The 20,548-nt window shown below is 46.9% G+C and carries 21 protein-coding genes and 1 riboswitch; of the genes, 9 read left to right on the top strand and 12 right to left on the bottom strand.

Annotation, left to right across the window (positions count from 1 at the left end):
• Positions 1-51 precede the first annotated feature (51 nt).
• A complete protein-coding gene (locus AB3351_RS11215; RefSeq protein ID WP_371147237.1) occupies positions 52-375 on the bottom strand; it encodes a 2Fe-2S iron-sulfur cluster-binding protein in 324 nt (107 codons plus the stop codon).
• A 264-nt stretch (positions 376-639) separates the two neighbouring features.
• Between AB3351_RS11215 and AB3351_RS11210 the strand changes: the two genes are divergently transcribed.
• Complete coding sequence (locus AB3351_RS11210; RefSeq protein WP_371147236.1) at positions 640-1,878, top strand: MFS transporter; 1,239 nt, start codon at positions 640-642, stop codon at positions 1,876-1,878.
• 48 nt (positions 1,879-1,926) lie between these two features.
• Here the strand turns inward: AB3351_RS11210 and adhP are convergent, their stop codons facing one another.
• From adhP to AB3351_RS11195, 3 genes are all read right to left on the bottom strand, one after another.
• A complete protein-coding gene (adhP, locus tag AB3351_RS11205; RefSeq protein ID WP_371147235.1) occupies positions 1,927-2,943 on the bottom strand; it encodes an alcohol dehydrogenase AdhP in 1,017 nt (338 codons plus the stop codon).
• A 157-nt stretch (positions 2,944-3,100) separates the two neighbouring features.
• Positions 3,101-3,355 carry a DUF2621 family protein gene (locus tag AB3351_RS11200; protein ID WP_371147234.1) on the bottom strand — a complete coding sequence of 85 codons (255 nt, stop codon included), beginning with the start codon at positions 3,353-3,355 and terminating at the stop codon, positions 3,101-3,103.
• A gap of 98 nt (positions 3,356-3,453) precedes the next feature.
• Positions 3,454-4,194, bottom strand: coding sequence for a DUF3109 family protein (locus tag AB3351_RS11195; protein ID WP_371147233.1), 741 nt, complete (start codon positions 4,192-4,194; stop codon positions 3,454-3,456).
• Between the two features lie 167 nt (positions 4,195-4,361).
• On the opposite strand from AB3351_RS11195, the gene cimA reads away from it, so the two are divergent.
• Complete coding sequence (gene cimA / locus AB3351_RS11190) at positions 4,362-5,987, top strand: citramalate synthase (protein WP_371147232.1); 1,626 nt, start codon at positions 4,362-4,364, stop codon at positions 5,985-5,987.
• Positions 5,988-6,047: 60 nt separating this feature from the next.
• Here cimA and AB3351_RS11185 read toward each other — a convergent pair whose 3' ends face one another.
• From AB3351_RS11185 to AB3351_RS11165, 5 genes are read right to left on the bottom strand one after another with little or no spacing between them, the layout of a single operon-like run.
• Positions 6,048-6,917 carry a fructosamine kinase family protein gene (locus AB3351_RS11185; RefSeq protein WP_371147231.1) on the bottom strand — a complete coding sequence of 290 codons (870 nt, stop codon included), beginning with the start codon at positions 6,915-6,917 and terminating at the stop codon, positions 6,048-6,050.
• Complete coding sequence (locus tag AB3351_RS11180) at positions 6,917-7,681, bottom strand: thiazole synthase (RefSeq protein ID WP_371147230.1); 765 nt, start codon at positions 7,679-7,681, stop codon at positions 6,917-6,919. The genes AB3351_RS11185 and AB3351_RS11180 overlap by 1 nt, the downstream gene beginning before the upstream one ends.
• 6 nt (positions 7,682-7,687) lie before the next feature.
• Entirely contained in the window at positions 7,688-7,891 is a 204-nt protein-coding gene (thiS, locus tag AB3351_RS11175; RefSeq protein ID WP_371147229.1) for a sulfur carrier protein ThiS, read from the bottom strand.
• Positions 7,892-7,911: 20 nt separating this feature from the next.
• Positions 7,912-8,991: a glycine oxidase ThiO gene (gene thiO / locus AB3351_RS11170; protein ID WP_371147228.1), complete on the bottom strand. Its 1,080-nt coding sequence runs from the start codon at positions 8,989-8,991 to the stop codon at positions 7,912-7,914.
• The gene (locus AB3351_RS11165) at positions 8,988-9,644 is read right to left on the bottom strand and encodes a thiamine phosphate synthase (protein WP_371147227.1); all 657 of its coding nucleotides are present in this window, start codon (positions 9,642-9,644) and stop codon (positions 8,988-8,990) included. The genes thiO and AB3351_RS11165 overlap by 4 nt, the downstream gene beginning before the upstream one ends.
• A 75-nt stretch (positions 9,645-9,719) precedes the next feature.
• A riboswitch (TPP riboswitch) is annotated at positions 9,720-9,834 on the bottom strand.
• A 205-nt stretch (positions 9,835-10,039) separates the two neighbouring features.
• On the opposite strand from AB3351_RS11165, the gene AB3351_RS11160 reads away from it, so the two are divergent.
• Positions 10,040-10,603: a GNAT family N-acetyltransferase gene (locus AB3351_RS11160; protein WP_371147226.1), complete on the top strand. Its 564-nt coding sequence runs from the start codon at positions 10,040-10,042 to the stop codon at positions 10,601-10,603.
• A 122-nt stretch (positions 10,604-10,725) separates the two neighbouring features.
• Positions 10,726-12,090: a DEAD/DEAH box helicase gene (locus tag AB3351_RS11155; RefSeq protein ID WP_371147225.1), complete on the top strand. Its 1,365-nt coding sequence runs from the start codon at positions 10,726-10,728 to the stop codon at positions 12,088-12,090.
• A gap of 63 nt (positions 12,091-12,153) precedes the next feature.
• Here the strand turns inward: AB3351_RS11155 and AB3351_RS11150 are convergent, their stop codons facing one another.
• On the bottom strand, positions 12,154-12,708 hold the full coding sequence (locus tag AB3351_RS11150; protein WP_371147224.1) for a PadR family transcriptional regulator: 555 nt from the start codon (positions 12,706-12,708) through the stop codon (positions 12,154-12,156).
• A gap of 222 nt (positions 12,709-12,930) precedes the next feature.
• Between AB3351_RS11150 and AB3351_RS11145 the strand changes: the two genes are divergently transcribed.
• The gene (locus AB3351_RS11145) at positions 12,931-14,100 is read left to right on the top strand and encodes a class I SAM-dependent methyltransferase (protein WP_371147223.1); all 1,170 of its coding nucleotides are present in this window, start codon (positions 12,931-12,933) and stop codon (positions 14,098-14,100) included.
• Positions 14,101-14,139: 39 nt separating this feature from the next.
• Entirely contained in the window at positions 14,140-15,312 is a 1,173-nt protein-coding gene (locus tag AB3351_RS11140) for an MFS transporter (RefSeq protein ID WP_371147222.1), read from the top strand.
• A 47-nt stretch (positions 15,313-15,359) separates the two neighbouring features.
• Here the strand turns inward: AB3351_RS11140 and AB3351_RS11135 are convergent, their stop codons facing one another.
• The gene (locus AB3351_RS11135; protein ID WP_371147221.1) at positions 15,360-16,949 is read right to left on the bottom strand and encodes a M2 family metallopeptidase; all 1,590 of its coding nucleotides are present in this window, start codon (positions 16,947-16,949) and stop codon (positions 15,360-15,362) included.
• 340 nt (positions 16,950-17,289) lie between these two features.
• Between AB3351_RS11135 and AB3351_RS11130 the strand changes: the two genes are divergently transcribed.
• The 3 genes from AB3351_RS11130 (at position 17,290) to AB3351_RS11120 (ending at position 19,969) form a co-directional block, all read left to right on the top strand.
• Positions 17,290-17,973: a TerC family protein gene (locus AB3351_RS11130; protein WP_371147220.1), complete on the top strand. Its 684-nt coding sequence runs from the start codon at positions 17,290-17,292 to the stop codon at positions 17,971-17,973.
• Positions 17,974-18,116: 143 nt separating this feature from the next.
• Positions 18,117-18,923, top strand: coding sequence for a hypothetical protein (locus tag AB3351_RS11125; protein WP_371147219.1), 807 nt, complete (start codon positions 18,117-18,119; stop codon positions 18,921-18,923).
• Between the two features lie 2 nt (positions 18,924-18,925).
• Complete coding sequence (locus AB3351_RS11120; RefSeq protein ID WP_371147466.1) at positions 18,926-19,969, top strand: threonine aldolase family protein; 1,044 nt, start codon at positions 18,926-18,928, stop codon at positions 19,967-19,969.
• Between the two features lie 44 nt (positions 19,970-20,013).
• On the opposite strand, the gene AB3351_RS11115 is transcribed toward AB3351_RS11120, so the two are convergent.
• Positions 20,014-20,529 carry a hypothetical protein gene (locus AB3351_RS11115; protein WP_371147218.1) on the bottom strand — a complete coding sequence of 172 codons (516 nt, stop codon included), beginning with the start codon at positions 20,527-20,529 and terminating at the stop codon, positions 20,014-20,016.
• Positions 20,530-20,548: the final 19 nt, after the last annotated feature.

Genomic DNA, 20,548 nt, shown 5'->3' with positions numbered 1-20,548 from the left:
CGATTTATACAAAAGAGGATGCGTCTGCATCCTCTTTTGGTTTGTAGATGATTAATCGTCTTTAGGACGGGGGCCTGCGTCCGCATCGGACTCGGTTGACAGCATAGCTGGTTTTACAGCCAGGTCATCGTGACAGCGAACCTGACAGGAGAGACGGACATTTCCTTCGAAATTTCTCGCTTCGATAATGTTCTTCTCTCCTTCCGTCAGCGGTCCGGCATCACCTGCGAGCACTTCCACCCGGCACGTTGTACACCGGGCATTACCACCGCAGCGGTGCATGATGGGAACGCCATTGTCTTCAAGAGCAAGCACGAGCTTTTGTCCTTTTGTAGCTTCAAAGCTTTGGAACCCTTCCACCGTAATCTTTGGCATGACAAATCCCTCCTTATATGTAATAGAGTCCACGTTTCCTCTATACTTTTACCCGTTTACGAACTTTTTAGAACGCTTTTTCTTTTTTCTAGTCCCTTTACTTTTTATAGTAGGAAGCGTATAATGTGGTTATTGCAATATAATGAACGGTTATATAGAAAAAAGTCGTTGTATCCAGCTTTTTAAAGGTCCCTTGCGCATTCGGTTGTGTTGGGGTTTTTTCTTTTGTGTCTGTGAAAGTTAAAGAAAGGAAGTTGAGCGCCCATGGAAATATGGAAGCGAAACTTATATATATTATGGTTTGCACAGTTTATGGTATTAGCGGCAATGAATTTAGTCATTCCCTTTTTGCCGCTGTTTTTGCAGCATGATCTGGGTATAACCGACCCAGTCATGGCTCAGCGCTGGACCGGCTGGATTTTTGCCGCGAACTTTTTGACAGCATTTCTTGTTGCACCGCTGTGGGGAAAACTTGCTGACAAAACAGGACGCAAAGTCATGCTGCTTCGTTCAGGAATCGGTATGTCCATCGTTACGTTATGTATGGGATTTGTATCTTCGCCGCTGCAATTATTAGGCCTTCGTCTATTAAACGGCTTAATCTCCGGATTTGTACCGGCAGCGGTGGCGCTTGTATCGACTAATACGCCGAAAGAGAAGACCGGCTATGCGCTTGGGCTTTTGCAATCGGGTGCTGTCGCTGGAACGATTCTTGGACCGCTTCTTGGCGGGCTTTTGGCAGAGTGGGTTTCGTTTCGGAATATATTCCGTGTTACCGGCTTGATGCTGTTTATAGCGGCGATGCTTGTACTTATTCTCGTCCGTGAGATTAACAAGCCGCAGCCAAAACCACAGGTAGAGATCCTGCCGCAAGAAGAGACAGGGCTTCGCAAGCTTCTGCATACCTCCCCGCTGCCGGGGCTGTTTCTGACAGGATTTCTTATTCAGTTTGCGATGATGAGTACCAATCCGTTCATGTCCTCTTATGTACAAGAACTATGGTCAGGTGGCGCGTTCATGTCACTGATGGTCGGTGTCGTCATTTCCGCTTCGGGGATAACATCGATATTGTTTGCGCCGCTGCTTGGCAAATGGGGCGATAAAGTCGGTTCGCAGTACGTATTATTAATTTGTTTGATAGGTACGGTCGTCTTCTTCGTTCCGCAGGGGCTTGTGCAGTCGGTATGGCCGTTGATTATCCTGCGTTTTCTGCTTGGCATGTGCATTGGCGGTTTGATTCCTTCCGTCAATAACTTAATTCGCACACATGCGCCCGAAGGAATGGAGAGTCAGACTTTCGCGTACAGCACGAGTGCGATGAATCTGGGCAATCTGCTCGGTCCGATTGTAGGCGGTGCGTTGAGCGGAATGATTGGTCTGCATGGTTTATTCTTTATGGCCGCTACATTATTTTTACTGAATACGCTATGGGTAAAGTATACGCTGCACCGCGCGCAAACACCGCGCGCACTGCTCTCCCACCTGCTGCATTCTAGATTATAATAGTGATACGAAAAAAGAGCGGAGGATAAGTCCCCCGCTCTTTTTGTTTTATTTCTGCATATCAAGCACGATTCGCCCGTTGATTTTTCCATCTTCCATCTCCGTAAATATATCATTAATCTGATCGAGTTTACGTGTCTCGATAATGCATGTTATTTTTCCTTCAGCCGCAAATTGCAGTGTTTCCTGTAGATCTTTGCGTGTGCCGACAATTGATCCGATGACCTTGATGCCGTTTAGCACAGTGTCAAAAATCGGTATCTCCATCGTTTCAGGAGGAAGCCCTACGATGACGCACGCTCCACCTCTTCGAACACAGTGATAGGCTTGATCAAATGCTTTTTTTGATACGGCTGTGCAGACACAAGCATGTACGCCGCCGATTTCATCCATCATGCGTTCTGCGGCGTTTTCTGCAGCCGCATTGATGGTCATGTCTGCTCCAAGTTCCTTGGCAAGCTCTAATTTTTCAGGGAATGTATCTACGGCAACAACATGTAATCCCATAGCTTTGGCATATTGTACGGCAAGATGTCCTAATCCACCGATACCGAAGATGGCGACCCAATCACCGGGCTTTGCTTCCGATACTTTTAACGCTTTGTATGTCGTTACACCGGCACAGAAAAGTGGTGCGGCTTCGATAAAGCCTAGATTATCAGGGATTTTGACAACATAATCGGCAGCGGCCAAACAATATTCCGCATATCCCCCGTCTACGGAATAGCCTGTATTCTGCTGTTGCAGGCATAACGTTTCTCTTCCGGTAAGGCAGTAGTCGCAGTGTCCACATGCAGAATGAAGCCATGGAATTCCTACGCGATCGCCAATCTGAAGATGTGTAACATTCGCACCGATCTCTTCAACGACGCCGACGCCTTCATGACCAGGGATAAGAGGAAGTTTTGGTTTTACTGGCCAATCTCCATGAGCGGCATGCAGATCGGTGTGGCATACGCCGCATGCCTGAATATGGACAAGAACTTGACCGGGACCTGGGACGGGTTTGGATACATCTTTAACCTCTAGACTTTCTTTGAAGTCATTGACAATCGCGGCTTTCATATAAAAACCTCCCGTTTCCTAAATAGATGGCAGAGTGATATGAATATTCAGTACAATCACTCAACAAAACTTTTCTTACCCACTCTCGATCCATTTCACTCAGGATTTGGATATAAAAAAGAGCCGCCACGAACGAATTCATAGGGCTCTTATCTCGCTATTTCAATAGATCCTGATAGGGATCAAGGTTAATATGATTCGTCTCAAGTGCAGTTACCGCACGATCTTTATCCGGGGCTGCAATAATATATCCACGCACAACATGGTCTGTGCTGACTTCTTCAGCCCCCGCCTCTTGTGCTACCTGTTCTACCTTACTTTTAATGGATTTCTTCGCCATCGGTCGAACAAATACCGGCAGCGGCTTCATAAGTTCATCAAGAAGTTGCGCTGATTCATCTTGCCATTTCATTTTGTCTGAACATCCTTTCTGGATATGTACTATCTTTAATATTATTATACCTTTCACAGTAAAAAAATAGAAGAACGAGATCACGGGCTTTACTTATTTTATGTGAGAAATTGTTCGATTTCTTGCACGGTACTTTCCCCCCAGTAGGAAATAAGCAAATCCTTGGCCCATTCCCAGGCTGGAATATAGCCGGTACTTCCAAAATATTCGTTTGGTACATCGTTAGGGCGACGCTTTGGATTTACGCACGAATACCGGCGGCGATAATAATCACCCCAACGGCTGAACGTTTCCGTCTCAGGTGTAAGAGAGGTGATGAGAAGGCCCATATCCGATTCAATGATTTCAAGTGGGAAAAGGGAGCAGCTAAAAGGTTTCAGCTTAGCTGGGTCCATGCCTTTTGCAAGCGCATACCGATGAATGGCGCACAGACGCTTGCCATCCTCTTCAATAAGATAGAGGCAATCGCCTTTATGCTTGCGGATGGATGGATAATGATTCGTCTGCGCGTTCTGCTCATATATCCCGGTTTTTCTAACTGCTTCAGCTCGCCCGTCATGTGCGTACATATCCAGGATAACAAATGCATGTTCATTGAATAAAGTCAGGTTCTCACCATGCATGGAATATGGCTGTCCACTCTCACAGCAGTTATGTCCGTGCACAAGATGGCAGTGAAAGCAGTCCAGATTAGCTGGCGTAAGCAATGCATCCCGATCGATCAAGTATTGTCCGTGACGGTGAATTGATTTACCCAGACGCGGCACGATATATTCGTACACAGCAAGCGCTTCGGTAAAGGGTAGAGATTCCGGTGTTCCATAATAGCGGCTGCGCATACTATCCCCCTGCTTTTCGTTTTCCTTGTTGGCTTCTTTATCATAGCGAAAAAAGTAATGTATAGCTACCCTGTGTATGATATGATATACTTTACAGAAAAAAATAATGAATTCAGAATAATTAAATGGAACATGGAGAGATTGAAACAGGGGAGGATGACGGAAGGTTGAACACGCAGGTTTTTATTTATGATACAACTTTACGGGATGGCACTCAGGGCGAAGGTGTAAGTCTTTCGGTGGATGATAAGCTGAAGATCGCCAAAAAGCTGGACCAGCTTGGCGTGCATTATATTGAAGGCGGCTGGCCCGGCAGCAATCCAAAGGATATGGAATTTTTTCATAAAGCAAAAGAGCTACGGCTAACACACGCAAAAATTACCGCATTTGGCAGCACGCGACGATTTGGTGTGGCGGCAGAGGCGGATGCGAATTTAAATATGATTATCGAGAGCGGAGTCGAAGCTGTCGCAATATTCGGCAAAAGCTGGGACTTCCATGTTACAGAAGCATTAGGGACGACGCTTGAAGAAAACCTGAATATGATCTATGAATCGGTTCGGTTTTTAAAAGAAAAGGGGCTCGAAGTTATTTATGATGCGGAGCATTTCTTTGATGGCTATAAGCAAAATCAAGATTATGCACTCGCAACAATACAGCGAGCGGCGGATGCCGGAGCAGATTGGCTAACCCTATGCGATACGAACGGAGGATCGCTGCCTCATGAGATCAGTGAGATTGTCGCATGCGTACGCAAGACGATCAATACACCGGTAGGCATCCACTGTCATAATGATGGCGAGCTAGCCGTTGCGAATTCGCTTGCGGCTGTTGCAGCCGGTGCTACACAGGTACAAGGTACGATTAACGGCTTTGGTGAGCGCTGTGGCAACGCCAACCTTATCTCCATTATCCCGAACTTGCAGGTAAAGCTTGGCTATTGCTGCGTGCCGGAAGCTCAATTGAAACAGTTGACCAATACGTCGCGTTACGTATATGAGATCGCCAATATCATGCCGCCGAATACGCAGCCATTTGTAGGTCAGAGTGCATTTGCACATAAAGGCGGTATGCACGTAAGCGCAATTTTGAAGGCGGCTGAGACGTATGAGCATATTAAACCTGAAGTTGTAGGCAATACAAGACGCGTACTCGTATCAGAGCTGGCTGGTCAGAGCAACCTATTGTTCAAGGCGCAGGAGCTTAATATCGATTTGGATAAAAACACACCCGAGGGCCGTGCAATTATTCAGCGGGTAAAGGAACTTGAGCACCAAGGATATCAGTATGAAGGAGCGGAAGCGTCGTTTGAGCTGCTCGTGCGCAAGGGACTTGGTGAGTATGAAGAAGTGTTTACTGTTGAGTCGTTCAAAGTATTAATGGAAAAGGTTGGCGAACAGGATGCCGTCACGGAAGCTACTGTAAAGGTTAAGGTGAATGACAAAATTGTCCATATGGTAGCGGAAGGGAACGGTCCGGTCAATGCGCTTGACAACGCATTGCGCAAAGCTGTCGAATCGTTCTTCCCTGATATTAATGAAATGTACCTGACTGATTACAAAGTACGGGTATTGAGCGAACAGGATGCAACAGCTTCCAAAGTGCGGGTATTAATAGAATCGACCAAAGAAGGCGAGAGTAGTTGGAGCACAGTAGGTGTCTCGGCCAATGTGATTGAAGCAAGCTGGGAAGCGCTGCTCGATAGTATGCGTTATGCGCTGATGGGACGTCTCGAAGAAGCGGCCGACATCCGGCTTGATGAGACAGAGAGATACGGAATTTTGAATCATTAAAATAATGAAAGGCGGAGCCACTGCATAGATGGGGCTCCGCCTTTATTATGGCGAGATTTACTATTTGGTATAACGCTGTAGAATACGATCGACAGAAGCACCATAGGATTCGCCAAAAAGCATAAGATGAACGAGTAGATAATAGAGCTGATAGAACGGCTTCCGCTCTTTGTAGCCAGCATGGTCAAGCGGATTCACTTCATTATATGCATCATAAAATGCGGATGGAAAGCCTCCAAATAGTTCGGTCATTGCCATGTCCTGTTCGCGATCTCCATAGGAAGACGCGGGATCGATCAATACAGGCGTAGAGCCGGTCTCATCCTCTGTGCTCATCCAGTTGCCGCTCCATAGGTCGCCGTGCAGAAGGGAGGGAAGAGGATTGTGGTTAAGCCAGCGATTGATTTGTGCACAGAGAGTCTCAAGCCTATGAAGCCGCTTGCTTGGCCAATCCTGTTTTCCGAGATGTAAGAACATGCCCAACCGCTTCTCAGCATACAGCTTCGCCCAATTATCGCTCTGTCCCTTCGGCTGTGGCAGACGACCGATAAAGCCACCCTGCTCCTGTCCATAACTTTCGCCCGTACAGCGATGCTGCCAAGCAAGCCCGTGTCCAAGCGCCTTAGCTGCGCTGCCTGATTTATGACCAGGCTCGATCCATTCGAGCAGCAGGAAATCGTCGTCCGCTTCTCTAACAACCGGTACATATACACCGGTACGGTGTTTCTCATGTGCATTGCGCAATAACGCCAGTCCACGGCTCTCCCAGGCAAAAAAGCCTGGCGGAGCATTCAATCTCCACTTGAGAAAGCAGCGCTCTCCATTGATGCGTACGGCTGCCGCTTCACATATATCTCCTCCGCTTACAGGTTCCTCAATCGTTACCTCATATGCTGCAAGTTTTCTAAGAAGCTGAGCGGGTATGCTCATTACATGCTCATGCCTTCCATTGGACTGCTTGCCTGCGCATACCGTTTTCTTGGAATTCGCCCTCCTTCATAGCCTAGCCGCCCTGCTTTGGCCGCAAGCATCATCGCTTCTGCCATTTTAACTGGATCGGCGGCACCGGCTACGGCTGTATTAAGCAGAACGCCATCAGCCCCAAGCTCCATGGCAATCGCTACATCGGATGGAGTTCCAATCCCTGCATCGATAATAATCGGAACGCGTGCTTCCTCAATGATGATGCTTAAATGAAGCGGATTGAGAATACCTTGGCCGCTGCCGATCGGGGAGGCGCCAGGCATGACTGCATGAGCGCCTGCTTCCTGTAGATGACGCGCTAGCACAGGATCATCATTCGTATAGGGAAGAACGATAAATCCATCTTCGACAAGAACTTTTGTTGCCTCTAAAGTTGCAAGCGGATCAGGCAGGAGGGTTTTCATATCTGCGATGACTTCGACTTTAATCATATCGCACAAGCCTGAAGCACGAGCAAGACGTGCAATGCGTACCGCTTCTTCCGCAGTGCTTGCTCCGGCTGTATTAGGCAGGAGCTTGTATTTCTTCAGATCAAGCTGTTCTAAAAAATTCGGTTGTGCCGGGTCATAAATATTCATCCGGCGTACCGCGAAAGTAAGAATCTCTGTTTCCGAGACATCCACGGCACGGCGCTGGATATCAAAATCCGCAAATTTGCCTGTGCCAAGCAGGAGTCGGGATGAGAAAGTATAAGGTCCAATTGTGAGCATTATCGATCAACCTCCACCAACGAAATGTACAAGCTCAATTATGTCACCGTCTGTAAGTGCTGTACTTGTGTGCTGTTGTTTTTGCAGGATGTCGCGGTTGATTTCCACCACGACGATACGATCGGCTAGATGCAGGTATTCAAGCAGTTGTTGGACATTTACTATGGTGCTTGGTACATTTTGCACTTCGCCATTAATCGTGAGTGTCATGAGAGTGATGCCTCCTAACTTTATAAGGTTGCGTGTGCATCTCCTGTTACCATATCAGCGATGATCTTTCCGGTAAGCGGACTGAGAAGAATTCCATTGCGATAATGTCCGGTAGCGGCCAATACATTCGCATAGGAAGCGATCGGGCCGCAATATGGCATACCGTCCTCTGTTTGTGGACGTAGACTGGCCCATGCTTTTTCTAACGGGCAGTTCTTAAGTTCAGGCAGGAGTCGAATGGCTTTTGCCATGAGCGCCTGCAGCCCATCGATAGTCAGACGGCTGTCAAATCCGCAATCAGCAGACGAGGCTCCAATCAGTAGACGATTGCCATCTTTGGGTACGATATAGCAGCCGTCGGCATACATTGTTTTTTGTACGGGCTGCCGCATTGATAGGACAGAGAAAGCCTCGCCTTTAATCGGAAAGACGGCAAGAGTCAGACCAAGCATATGTGCGATGCGTCCGCTCCAGGCTCCGGCGGCTAGAACATATTGTTTTGCCGTCCATTTACCGCGCGAAGTCACGATGCCAGTAACATGCTCGCCCTCCTGTTCGATATGAAGCACTTCACAATGTTCCACAAGCTCCGCTCCATGGCGGGCGGCGGCAACTGCAAAGGCTCTCGTTAAATCAGGTGCAGAAACCTGGGTATCATCTGGCAGATACAGAGCTCCGGCAATCTCACGGCTTACTTTAGGTTCCATCTTAATCACATCCGGCTGGTCCAGCCAGTCAGCACGAAGGCCGTGTGTTTGCTGCCAGCAACCGCGCTGCTTAAGAGCTGCGGCCTCCTCGGTGGTCCAAGCAATACGAAGCATCCCGGATTCATTTAAGCCGATATCAATATCGGACGCCGCCCTAAGCTCTTCTGCCAATTCCTTGAACATCGCCCGGCTTCTGAGCGACAGATCAACGAGCGGTCCTGGTTCGGTAAATTCTACTTGAGCACCGAGCATGCCTCCTGCCGCACTTGAAGCGTGCGCACCGATCGTGTCCCGTTCCAAGACAGCGACCTTTTTTCCACGCTTAGAGAGCTGATAGGCGATAGAGACGCCGATGACTCCGCCCCCGACAATAATCACATCATACGTATTCATTTTCTTTTTTCCTCCCTGTTAGGAGGCCACGCATACCTGGGGGGTACGCGCGCATCCTGGATAGCCTGATGAAATTCCTTCACAGAAAGTACCGGATCGATCGACTGCATAACGGCGGATAATGCTGCAATACCCGTACATCCAGTTGCAAGCACATCCGCCGCACGATCTGGTGTAATACCTCCAAGCGCAATGACAGGCAAGTCGATGCTTTCGGCCATCTCTTGAAGTAGTTCAAGTCCACGACCCGGCTGGCCAAGCTTTGAAGCGGAGGGGAAAATATGTCCGTATAGTACATAATCGGCCCCTGCCGCCTCAGCAGCTTTTGCTTCAGATAGACTATGAACAGATACACCAAGTAATTGAGTAGGAGCCAGTTGGCGAAGTACGGCGGCTGGCATGCTATGGTAGGTGGCCTGGATGGCTGCCGCTCCGCTTGCTTGTGCGATATCTGCACGGTCATTAATTGCGAGCTTAGCGGAGGGGATACCAGACGCTGTTATTTGTTGCACCCATTCCCACAGTTCTTTGGCTGTCTTCTCTTTCTCACGCAGGTGAAAAAGATCAACATACGGATGAATTTGTGCCGCAATTCGGCAGACGACTGTAAGCGGCTGCGTGCCGCTGCTGAGTACGTGAAAAGCATGCCGCATTTTTGTACCTCCAAGCGTAAAATAAAAAAGCCGGGACCCTATATGGGACCCGGCTTGCCTGCATTGTATAAAATGCTTGTCTGCCGCCTACTTTCCTACGCTGGTACAAACCAGATCAGGTCCCAAGAGTTTAGAAACTTCATCGCGTTTCATTCTCAGCCCGGCTCATCGGGTTCCCCTAGTAGTACTTTCTTTGCTATTGAATTTTTTTCATTATAACAAATCTGAATAAGAATGGAGAAGAAAATTTTAAAAAACTTCTGTACATATGATGTGTGTGCTTTTATAAAATGGCCGCAACAAGTTTGCTTCGATGTAATAACCCTTCTCTTCCTGAGGTAATATACTACTAACTTGTTTGCTAGGTTATTCACTCAGGAGCGGAGGAGATTAGCATGAAGATCAAAAGAAAACAACAGGATACGTTTCGGAAAATCTGGCTATATCGTTTAAAAAATAATAAAACCATGATACTCAGACAGGCGATGGAAGAAGATGCGCGACATATTATTCATCGTCTGCATCGTGTGCTTGATGACGGTATCTACCTAGAAGAAGAAAAAGAGACGATGAACAGCGCAGAAGAGGAGGCCGCTTTAATTGGCCGCATGAAGCAGGAGGGGAGTCTGTACGCTGTGGCTGAATTTGGAGAAGTCATTGCTGGTGTGGCACAAATTAAGCGCGGCACTTTAGAGATGAATCGCCATATAGGTACATTTCGTATTTGGCTTGGACCGGAATTTCAGGGCTATGGCATCGGGTCGAAGCTGATGGATTATGCACTGCAATGGGCCGAGCATCAGAAGCTAGAGAAGGTGTGCCTTGATGTATTTGCGGATAACGAACGAGCCATTGAGATGTACAAGAAGTACGGCTTTGTTATTGAAGGTCGCCGCAAGGCCCAGTTTATCCTAGATGATAAGCATGTAGATGAAGTATTCATGAGCAAATTCATGTAACAAAGCGCAGGCACAAAACGGAATGACCGTTTGTGCCTGTTTTCCTTTTTTGGGTAGAAATTATAGAGAGACTTCGGGTAGAATAAGAAATAGTTTGTTTTTGCAGAGAAAGGAAGGAAATCATGAATTCATTCATAGCTTTTCAGCTGAAGCCGGAGATTCTGCAAGGTATTGCAGATTTATATTATAAAGAGCCAACTCCAATTCAAGCACAGGCGATTCCGCTGGCCCTTGAAGGCAAAGATGTTCTCGGACAAGCGCAGACAGGTACAGGGAAGACGGCTGCATTCGTTATCCCTATGCTTCAGAAGCTTGACCCAGATAAAAAAGATGTACAGGCGCTTGTGATGACACCAACGCGCGAGCTGGCTATTCAAATTGCCGAAGACATTGCTGATTTAGGCAAGCATATGGGAATTAGCGTATTGTCGCTGCACGGTGGACAGGATATTATGCGCCAGATCAGCAAGCTCTCCAAGCATGTGGACATTGTTGTAGGAACCCCAGGTCGGATTCTTGACCATCTGCGCCGAGAGACGCTTCATTTTGGACGGATTCATACGCTGGTCCTTGACGAAGCCGATAAGATGTTGGAGATGGGCTTTGTAGAAGAGGTAGAAGAAATCTTTATCCAGACCACCCACCAGAAGCAGGTCCTTCTATTCTCGGCAACTGTTCCGGATGGTGTTCGCCGTCTGGCGCATCGTTTTATGCGGGAGCCGCAAATTGTGCGCGTTGAGAAAAAGCAGATGACAGCAGAGAATACGAAAGAATCCTATTATGTAGTCAATCAGAGCGAGAAACTGGACGTGCTGATGAAGCTTGTAGGAGAGGCTAGGCCTTATCTGGCAGTCATCTTTGCCAATACGAAGCAGCGGGTTAATGAGCTGGTTCGCCGTCTACAGGAGAACGGTATCGAAGCCGAAGCGCTGCACGGTGATCTTAGCCAGAAAAAGCGTGAACAGGTAATGGATCTTTTTCGTGAGGCGAAATTTCAATATCTTGTGGCAACGGATATTGCTGCCCGGGGATTGGATGTAGAGGGGATTACCCACGTATTCAACTATGACATGCCTTCAGATGTAGAAAGCTATATTCATCGTGTAGGTCGAACAGGACGTGCAGGACAAGAGGGGGAAGCCATCTCGCTCATCTCTCCGCGTCAGAAGCAGTGGTTCGATCGCTTTTCCCGCTCCATTAGCGGCGGTGTTGAGCAGAAGTTCTTAGGCGGTAAAAAACGCGAGGAACGCAAAGTGCGCCGGAGAGTCGAAACTGCTGCTGAGGTTACGGAACAGGAGCGGCAGGCAGATGAACGAAGCGCGGAGAAAAAGCCGGCGGCCAAGCCGCAGGGCGGACGTGCCAAGGCGCAGCCAGCCAAAGTAAAGCCTGGCTACAAGAAAAAAATCCGTCTGGAAAAGGAAAAACAGCAGCGTAAAGAGCGCCGTAAATCCATTCAGGATTCATATAAGAAAAGAAAGAAAAAATAATGAAAAAACCGGGACGGAGGCTTTATTTAGCCGCTGTTCCGGTTTTTTTGTGCGAAAAGCGTGTTATGTTGCCTCCGTCGCTGTGTTATCGAGTAAGCGGAGCGCCCACCGGCACCATGCAATCTCTTCTTCCTCCTGCCTCAGCTTCCGCTCAAAGATTAGATAGCGTCCGAAATGCTTGGAGGCCATATTCTCGATATCTTGGCCGTATTCTTTTTTCATCTTTTCAATATCCTGCCTACGAAACAGGATTTTTTCCTCAAAGCTTTCGATACGCTCATGGAACAGACGTTTTGCTGTAGCAGGATCGGTCAGTCTGATGGAATAGACTTTAGCAAGGAATTCATCCCGGATTACCGGAGGTGCGGGAGATTCGGCAATCCACTCCCTAAGTAAAGACGTGCCTTTGTCTGTAATGGAATATATCTTTTTATCAGGTTTTCCCGTCTGTTCGACATGAATAAACGTTACAAGCCCATTTTGTTCAAGCTTGGTAAGTAGTGGATAGATTTGGCTGTGCTTGGCCTGCCAGAATATTTCTAGCTTTTGTGTTAATTCATAACCTGAGCATGCTTTACGTGCAAGCATACCCAATAGAGCGTAGCTTAAAGCATTCATGTCGTTCCTCCATCTATGCAACAAGAATACATTTATTATATATATAAATATTGACATATACAAGCATAGCGTATTATACTCAATCATGTTCTTCATATATAAAAATTTACATATATAATTAGTTTTATAAACTATTTAATTAACATTGTTTTCATTTTGTTTATTTTTCCATATGATGTATCAAGCTATGTACTAAGAAGTTAAAAGCGAAGGAGAGGTAGTATGCAAAAGTATTTGTTTCAACAGTTTTTTAACAAAATTACTTCTGTTTCTTTCCAAGTTAATTTCTGGGACGGTACAACCGAAATGTACGGCAAAGGAACCCCGCGTTTTACGTTAACTTTTCATAAAAAACTCCCGTTTAGTTTGTTTATAAAACAACCATCTGTAGCCTTTGGTGAAGCGTATATGGACAAAAGCATTGAGCTTGAGGGTGAGATTGAAGAGTTGATACGTGCGGCCACATCGAATCGCAGCATGATATGGACTGAGAAGCTTGCTCTACTTCCAAAGCGAAGCGGACACAAGCAAAAGGAAAATGTACAACATCATTATGATGTGGGCAATGACTTCTACTCTCTGTGGCTCGATGAGACAATGAGCTATTCCTGCGCTTATTTCAAAACGCCTGAAGATACGCTGGAGCAAGCGCAGCTCCAAAAAATCGACCATGTATTGAAAAAACTGCAGCTCAAAGAGGGAGAGACATTACTTGATATCGGAAGCGGGTGGGGATGGCTGATCATACGTGCTGCACAGCAATATGGTGTCAAAGCGATGGGCATTACCTTAAGTGAAGAGCAGTTTAAGAAGACGAAGGAGAGAATTGCCCAACTTGGCCTTATCGGACAGGTAGAGGTTGAGTTGATGAATTATCAGGATCTTCCCAAGACTAGAAGAGTGTTCAATAAAATTGCCAGTGTAGGCATGTTTGAGCATGTTGGTCAAAGCCACTATCCCGACTTCTTGAAAACCGTTCAAACGCTTCTTACAGACGGAGGGCTCATGCTTTTGCATACCATTACACATATGAAAGAGGAACCGGGTGATCCGTGGATTGAGAAGTATATCTTCCCCGGTGGTTATATTCCCGCGCTTAGGGAAATCATGCACCTGCTTCCTGATTATGATATGCATACAATTGATGTGGAAAGTTTGCGCATGCATTACGCGATGACGCTTGATCGGTGGGCTGAGCGTTTCGACCAAAGTGAGGAGAAAGTACGCGCGATGTATGATGAGAAGTTTGTTCGTATGTGGCGGTTGTACTTGCGTTCAAGTGCGGCTTTTTTCAGAATGGGCGGTCTCTCTATTCATCAGATTCTCTTTTCCAAAGGAATCAATAACGAGTTGCCGCTTACGAGAAAGTATCAATACACAGATGAAAAATAGACATGCAACAGTAGATGATGCATAAGGGGAGTGAGAAACTTGGAGTTAAGTGAAAGTAAAAAGAAAAGAGCGAGAGCCATTACAGTGTTTGCTACATTTCTTGCATTTATGGGAATCGGTGTAGTCGATCCGATCCTGCCCTCGATTGCAGAACAGATTGGCGCTACCAAATGGCAAGTTGAAATGTTATTTACCTCTTATATTTTCACAATGGCGATCATGATGCTTCCGGCAGGTCTTCTGGCTGGAAAATTCGGTGATAAACCGATGATGGTAACGGGGCTTGCAATTGTTACGATATTTGCGCTGCTCTGCGGCTTCTCGCATACGATTATGGAACTGTCTCTCTTTCGCGCCGGTTGGGGATTGGGCAATGCCTTCTTCTTTGCCACAGCGATGACGCTTCTAATCGCGCTATCTAGTGAAGTTAGTTCCGCTATCGGCTTATATGAAGCTGCGATTGGACTGGGAATGGCGGGCGGACCGCTTGTTGGAGGGATTCTGGGCGGATATACGTGGCGCTATCCGTTTATTGCCACAGGGCTTTTGATTCTGGCTGCGTTTGTAATGGTTAGCGTCCTGGTGAAAGTGCCGTCGCAGAAGCAGAAGCGGAAAACAGCAGGGTTCAAAGAGATGGGCCACCTCTTCTCCTATCCGCCGTTTCTGCAGGGGGCGCTTGCAGGTATGCTGTATAATTACGGTTTTTTCACTGTATTGGCCTATTCGCCGCTCGTACTGAAGGTATCGCCGATTCAACTCGGGCTGATTTTCTTTGGTTGGGGTCTCTGTCTCGCATACGGCTCTGCCATTCTATCGCATAAGTTGGAGCGAACATATAAGCCGAAGCGTCTGCTTCGCTACAGTTTGTTAGTTTTCAGCATGTTCTTATTCCTGTTGTTCTTCGTTAAGGTAGTGTGGATACAGATTATCCTCATCATGCTCTCAGGACTCGTCTCCGGCTTGAATAATGCACTGTTCACAACGCATGTAATGGAGTCATCACCGTATGAGAGGGGCGTTACCTCTGGTGTATATAACTTCGTGCGTTGGATGGGCGCAGGCTTTGCCCCGATTCTATCCGGAGTTTTCGGACATATGCTCTTTCCGCAAGCCCCGTTTGGTATTTCCGGTATTGTCGTATTACTCGGTTTTGCAATGATGTTCCTGCCGATTCGAAGCTCGGATCAAGTGCGTAACACGGTGAGAAACTAGCTTAAAAAGGCGCTTCCATCCGCATGATGGAGGCGCCTTTTCTTATGTTATCGTACGAATTGTTTTACGAAGTAATCAGGATTCAATCCTTCGCCGTTAGCGTTCTTGAGAAGTTCATACCAGGGTACTTGAGCGCCGGAATGAAAAATACGGCGGATAAGGTAGGAGCCGGTGCTTTTCTTTTGCAGGTATGACTCATTCTTCAGCTCGTCAAGCATCATGAAATGCAGTTGGGAGGCCATAAGCTCACCTAAAATATAATTCTGGTAGTAGACAGGTGCGGTTCCGATATGGATTTTGGCGGCCCAATCCGGCTCATTACGGTCTTTAGGTTTTGTAATCAGTTGAAAACGTTCCACAAGCGACCACCATAACGCATTCAAATCCTGATCGGGATCATGGTACATCTCATGTTCGAAGTGGACCATGACAAGACCCCAGCGCACGAAGATGAGCATGCTCATGCTTACATAGTCTTCGAGAGCTTCTTTTAATTGCAGCGCTTCCTGTTCCGGTACGTCAGCATACAGCTTGAGCCACTCGGAATCTTTAGTCAGCCGTCCCATCAGCATGGCAATCGCTTCTGTGGTTAGTGTATGTGCCGGGGTGCGCAGCAGGTATGGGAGCGTGCGGTCGATGTATTTGTCATAAACCCCATGCCCCAACTCATGCAGCAAGGTGCTCATCCACGATTCGTTATCACGCAGATTGGCGAGGATACGTATATCTCCGCTGTGATCAACAGCAATACAATAAGCGTGCTGATTTTTGTTCGGTCGCTCAAAAAGGTCACTGCGCTCGATGATATCTTCTACATCCAATCCGATATCGCTGAAGAAGCGTTTGGCGATCGTTATAATATTTTTCTCTTTAAAATACGGATCGAGCTGCACGCCCTCAAGAGCGGGAGCTCCTTGGAAGAAAGGATCGGCATAATGCCACGGCATGAGATTATCTGAGGCAATGTTGAATTTGCGTGCTAGCTGCTCATCGAGCTTTTGTTTCATACGGCGGAACGGCTCTGTTGTCTTCTCCTCTAGCGAGTCGAGAATAGCGAAGAGATCCCGTCCATCAAGTTCCTGTAATTTGAGCGACATAGCATAATAATTTTTGAAGCCGACTTCTTGAGCACAGCGGTTGCGCAGTTTGACAAGCTCGATCACGCTGTGTGCTACCTGACTTCCAATCTGTTTGCTTGCCTCCCATGCTTGGCGGCGGAGAGAGGAATCAGTCTCGTTTTGTAATATATCCTGGATTTCGTTATCGGATACAGACTGGTTATTAACGGAAGCACGAAAGCGAGTGAATGCACCTTCGATTTCGCTTTCTTTATGTACGATCGCAGAAAGAAGCTCGGCATCTGGCTGGTTTGGAAGGTATTCATTCCCAAGCAGTACCAGTTGGCGGTTCAATAATACATCGTATCCGTTTTTTTCATCGGCCAGCCATTCCTTTAGTAATGCATAATCATCTTTATTAGAGAATAAGCGGATCAAGTCCTGTCGGTATTGTACATACTGTTTTTCATATTGCTCTTCACCGGTGGTTGTAGCCTGCCAATATGCCTGTGCGGCTGCTGTAGATAAGTTTTCGAGCTGTGTAAGACGCGAGGCGAGGAATGTATCAATCGATGGCATAATTGAACCCTCTCTTTCGTAAAATGATATGCTCACATTTTTATGGTATGATAAATGGCAAATTCATTCAATCATTTGTGCGTCAAATTATAGATTGACACACATTGCCGCTGGGTGTATGTTATAAATAACAGAATAGCCCATAGGGGAGTAGCTTTGAAAACGATAGTGTCGTCATTACGGGAACCTTGGCGGGAACCCCGGCTCTATCGACAGCATGCGAATGTTGTAAGCAAGACCTGTGCCGTATACGGCCGGGTCTTTTTGTGTTTTTATGGAGGTTTTTAACATTTTTGTCGCGTGCATAAAGGTACGACCTTAGTGAGGAGGAATGATTAGCGTGGAGTTTTTATCCCCACAATTTTTTTCAATGCTTTTTTCCATTATCATTATTGACCTGGTGCTTGCCGGTGACAATGCCATTGTAATCGGGCTTGCTTCCCGGAACTTGCCGAAAGAACAGCAGAAGAAGGCAATTATTTGGGGGACGGTCGGTGCGATCGCTATTCGTGCAATTGCTACCGTTTTTGTGGTTTGGCTGTTGAATATTCCTGGACTTCACCTTATTGGTGGAGCAATTCTCGTCTGGATCGCCTATAAGCTTTTGATCGGGGAAGAGGACGAAGGCAATATTAAAAGCAGCAGCTCACTATTTGGTGCCATTCGAACAATCATTATCGCGGATGTGATGATGGGACTTGATAATGTGCTTGCCGTAGCCGGTGCCGCACAAGGCCATACAGGTATGGTTGTGTTGGGTCTTTTGATCAGCATTCCGCTTGTAGTATGGGGAAGCCAGGTAATTATTAAATTACTCGATCGTTTCCCATGGCTGATCTTCGTTGGTGGCGGTGTCCTTGCTTATACGGCAGCGAAGATGATGGTTGCTGAGAAGTTTATCGTTCCGTTTTTTGCCGAAAATCCGGTTGTCAAATGGATTGTTATTGCTGTAGTGGTTGCAGGCGTTCTAATTAGTGGTAAGATAAAAAAAGACAAACAATCAACAACAACAGCCTCTGCGTAACGTAGAGGCTTTCTTTTTTTCGAAAATCGGGATCGTGAGAGGGAAAATCGTACTTTTTGATCTTTACATGTATAGTCCAAATATATTATTTATGAAGAAATCGCCAAAATTGTTAGAATGACAGAGAAAGATGGTGACGGAGGTTGGATCCCCTTTCGCGTACAGAAAAATACCGCCAGCGCAGAGAAAAGCGTAAAGGCGGGCGTGCTCTTGTATGGACAGCATTATCGCTTGTCTACCTTATCGTTTTCTATATGTTGCTTTACTATATTAAGGTACCGGCCGATTATACGAAACGAATCGGATTGGAAGCAGGGCTGTTTTTTTTAAGCGTAATTTTCCTTGATGCATATTTGCAGGCGTTTGCAACCATTTCTACACGACCTGTGCAAAAGAGAGAAACGCAGTTGACCCGGCCCAATCCATTCATTATCGGTTTTTGGGTCGTCTCGCTGTGCTATCATTTAAGCGTGGGCCTCTTAAGTTCGATTTACATACCCGATTGGATGTACTACACCGGATTTATTTTTACATTGGGTTTATTTTTAGCAACGGTCATTCACTTTCTTGCGTATTTTGCTTACAGCAAGCGTGAGCGGCAGTGGGCCGTAGAGGAGCAGTATACGAGCGATCAGCGGAGAGCATATGAGATGATTCGCGATATTCAGTCTCAGTACTATTGGATTTGCGATGTCGTTGAAAATAACGGAGACGTGCGGCAAATGATGAAGTGGAATAATTTTGACCACAACTTAGAGGAACGCATGTATGAGGTGCAGCCGTATTTTCAACGCACGATTTTTACGAACAAGGATCTGGATAAAATCGCGGGTATCAATGCATGGCTCGATAATATGCGCCGCATTATTGAGGAGCATCCGAATTACAGCGCAGAAGTGGCAGGTGCTGAAGAATTGCCGCTTCGGAGCAGAAGGAGACGAGATGATTGAAAATTATTGATCTTCGCAGCGATACGCTAACAAAACCAACAGAAGAGATGCGTACGCTTATGTATGAAGCTGAAGTGGGCGATGATGTGTATGGAGAAGATCCTACCGTTCGCCGTCTAGAAGAAAAGGCGGCTGAGGTTGTAGGACACGAAGCAGCCTTGTTTGTTACGAGCGGAACACAGGGGAATCAGTTGGCTCTGCTTTCCTCCTGCCGTCCTGGTGAAGAAGTGATTGTGGGTGAGAACAGCCATATTTATCTGTATGAGGGAGGGGCTCCGGCTGCATTAGGCGGACTTCAATTGCGTCCTGTTGCAGAGGAGGGAGGATGTCCTTCCGCGCAGGCGATTCGGCGTGCGCTGCGTGATAGTTATGATGTGCATCAGCCGCGCACCCGGATGATCTGCCTGGAGAATACGCATAATAAAGCGGGTGGACGCGTGATTTTGCTGCATAAGATGGAAGAGATTCATACTCTTGCCAAAAAGCACGGGCTGCTGATTCATATGGATGGAGCCCGCCTGTTTAATGCGGTAGCGGCTTCCGGCGCTTCTGCAAAAGAATACGGAAAATATGTAGATTCGATTCAGTTCTGCTTATCCAAAGGATTGAGTGCTCCCATTGGTTCCGTGCTCACGGGAACACGGGAGTTTATTGAGGAGGCTAGGCGTTGGCGGAAGCGGTTAGGCGGTGGTCTGCGCCAGGTGGGTGTACTTGCAGCGCCGGGGCTGCATGCGCTTGAGGTGATGAGCCAGCGTCTGCATGAGGACCATGCTCGTGCCAAGCAGCTTGCGGCTGGATTGAATGCGATTCCTGGATTGTATGTTAATACAGATACGGTAGAGACGAATATTATTATGTGTGATGTGACAAAAACAGGCATGAATGAATCGGAATTTCAAGCAAAGCTTGCTGAAAAGGGAGTCAAAGCATCTCCGTTCGATGAAGGAATTATCCGCTTTGTTACACATCGGCATATTACGGATGAGGATATTGCGGAAGTATGTGAACGCATCTCTTATCTTGTAGGCGCAGCATCAATAAAATAAGCAGAAAAGAACCAGGCACTCAACTGCGCCTGGTTCTTTTCTGCTTACCGATCAATGTCAAAGTACTCGATATGCCCCTGCTTGCTAACCCGGACAACGATCGTTACAGGATACAGCCGCTCAGGTACGGAAGTGAAGACCTTACCTTCAAGGCGGTACAGTGTTTTTCCGCCATCGAGTTGATTTTTTGCTGCCAGCGTAAGAGAAGCGAGGGAAGGCAGGTTTGTAGGTTCACTTACTTTTTCCTTTTTCATTACACTTGCTAAAAGGGCGGGCTTATTTTTTCCATTCTCGGCAATCAAAGAGGCTACATTCTTTGAGAGAACATTGACGGCAAGCTGTGAGACGGCCTGATCGGCTGGAGATGATTTGGCCTGATCGGCCATCTTCTCCCATTCATTGATGGAGGCTTGTTTCAGTTTCATTTGCTGGGCGATCCAACTCTTTGCTTCTTCCGTTTGGGCGGAGGGAGAGCGCGTGTCAATGGACGAACATCCGGTTCCTGTCATGAGCAATCCCCCTGTTGTAAGCAGGACGGCCGCGATTCGTTGCCACTTCATGATCCATGTTCCTTTCTTT

This window comes from Aneurinibacillus sp. REN35, from assembly GCF_041379945.2.
Lineage (GTDB): Bacteria > Bacillota > Bacilli > Aneurinibacillales > Aneurinibacillaceae > Aneurinibacillus.
The sequence above is the reverse complement of the archived record's forward strand: the minus strand, read 5'-3'. Positions and strand labels throughout refer to the sequence as shown.

Coding starts and splice junctions, on each gene's coding strand:
- AB3351_RS11215 (WP_371147237.1), bottom strand. CDS start 375: ATGCCAAAGATTACGGTGGAAGGGTTCCAAAGCTTTGAAGCTACAAAA.
- AB3351_RS11210 (WP_371147236.1), top strand. CDS start 640: ATGGAAATATGGAAGCGAAACTTATATATATTATGGTTTGCACAGTTT.
- adhP (WP_371147235.1), bottom strand. CDS start 2,943: ATGAAAGCCGCGATTGTCAATGACTTCAAAGAAAGTCTAGAGGTTAAA.
- AB3351_RS11200 (WP_371147234.1), bottom strand. CDS start 3,355: ATGAAATGGCAAGATGAATCAGCGCAACTTCTTGATGAACTTATGAAG.
- AB3351_RS11195 (WP_371147233.1), bottom strand. CDS start 4,194: ATGCGCAGCCGCTATTATGGAACACCGGAATCTCTACCCTTTACCGAA.
- AB3351_RS11185 (WP_371147231.1), bottom strand. CDS start 6,917: ATGAGCATACCCGCTCAGCTTCTTAGAAAACTTGCAGCATATGAGGTA.
- AB3351_RS11180 (WP_371147230.1), bottom strand. CDS start 7,681: ATGCTCACAATTGGACCTTATACTTTCTCATCCCGACTCCTGCTTGGC.
- thiS (WP_371147229.1), bottom strand. CDS start 7,891: ATGACACTCACGATTAATGGCGAAGTGCAAAATGTACCAAGCACCATA.
- thiO (WP_371147228.1), bottom strand. CDS start 8,991: ATGAATACGTATGATGTGATTATTGTCGGGGGCGGAGTCATCGGCGTC.
- AB3351_RS11165 (WP_371147227.1), bottom strand. CDS start 9,644: ATGCGGCATGCTTTTCACGTACTCAGCAGCGGCACGCAGCCGCTTACA.
- AB3351_RS11160 (WP_371147226.1), top strand. CDS start 10,040: ATGAAGATCAAAAGAAAACAACAGGATACGTTTCGGAAAATCTGGCTA.
- AB3351_RS11155 (WP_371147225.1), top strand. CDS start 10,726: ATGAATTCATTCATAGCTTTTCAGCTGAAGCCGGAGATTCTGCAAGGT.
- AB3351_RS11150 (WP_371147224.1), bottom strand. CDS start 12,708: ATGAATGCTTTAAGCTACGCTCTATTGGGTATGCTTGCACGTAAAGCA.
- AB3351_RS11145 (WP_371147223.1), top strand. CDS start 12,931: ATGCAAAAGTATTTGTTTCAACAGTTTTTTAACAAAATTACTTCTGTT.
- AB3351_RS11135 (WP_371147221.1), bottom strand. CDS start 16,949: ATGCCATCGATTGATACATTCCTCGCCTCGCGTCTTACACAGCTCGAA.
- AB3351_RS11115 (WP_371147218.1), bottom strand. CDS start 20,529: ATGAAGTGGCAACGAATCGCGGCCGTCCTGCTTACAACAGGGGGATTG.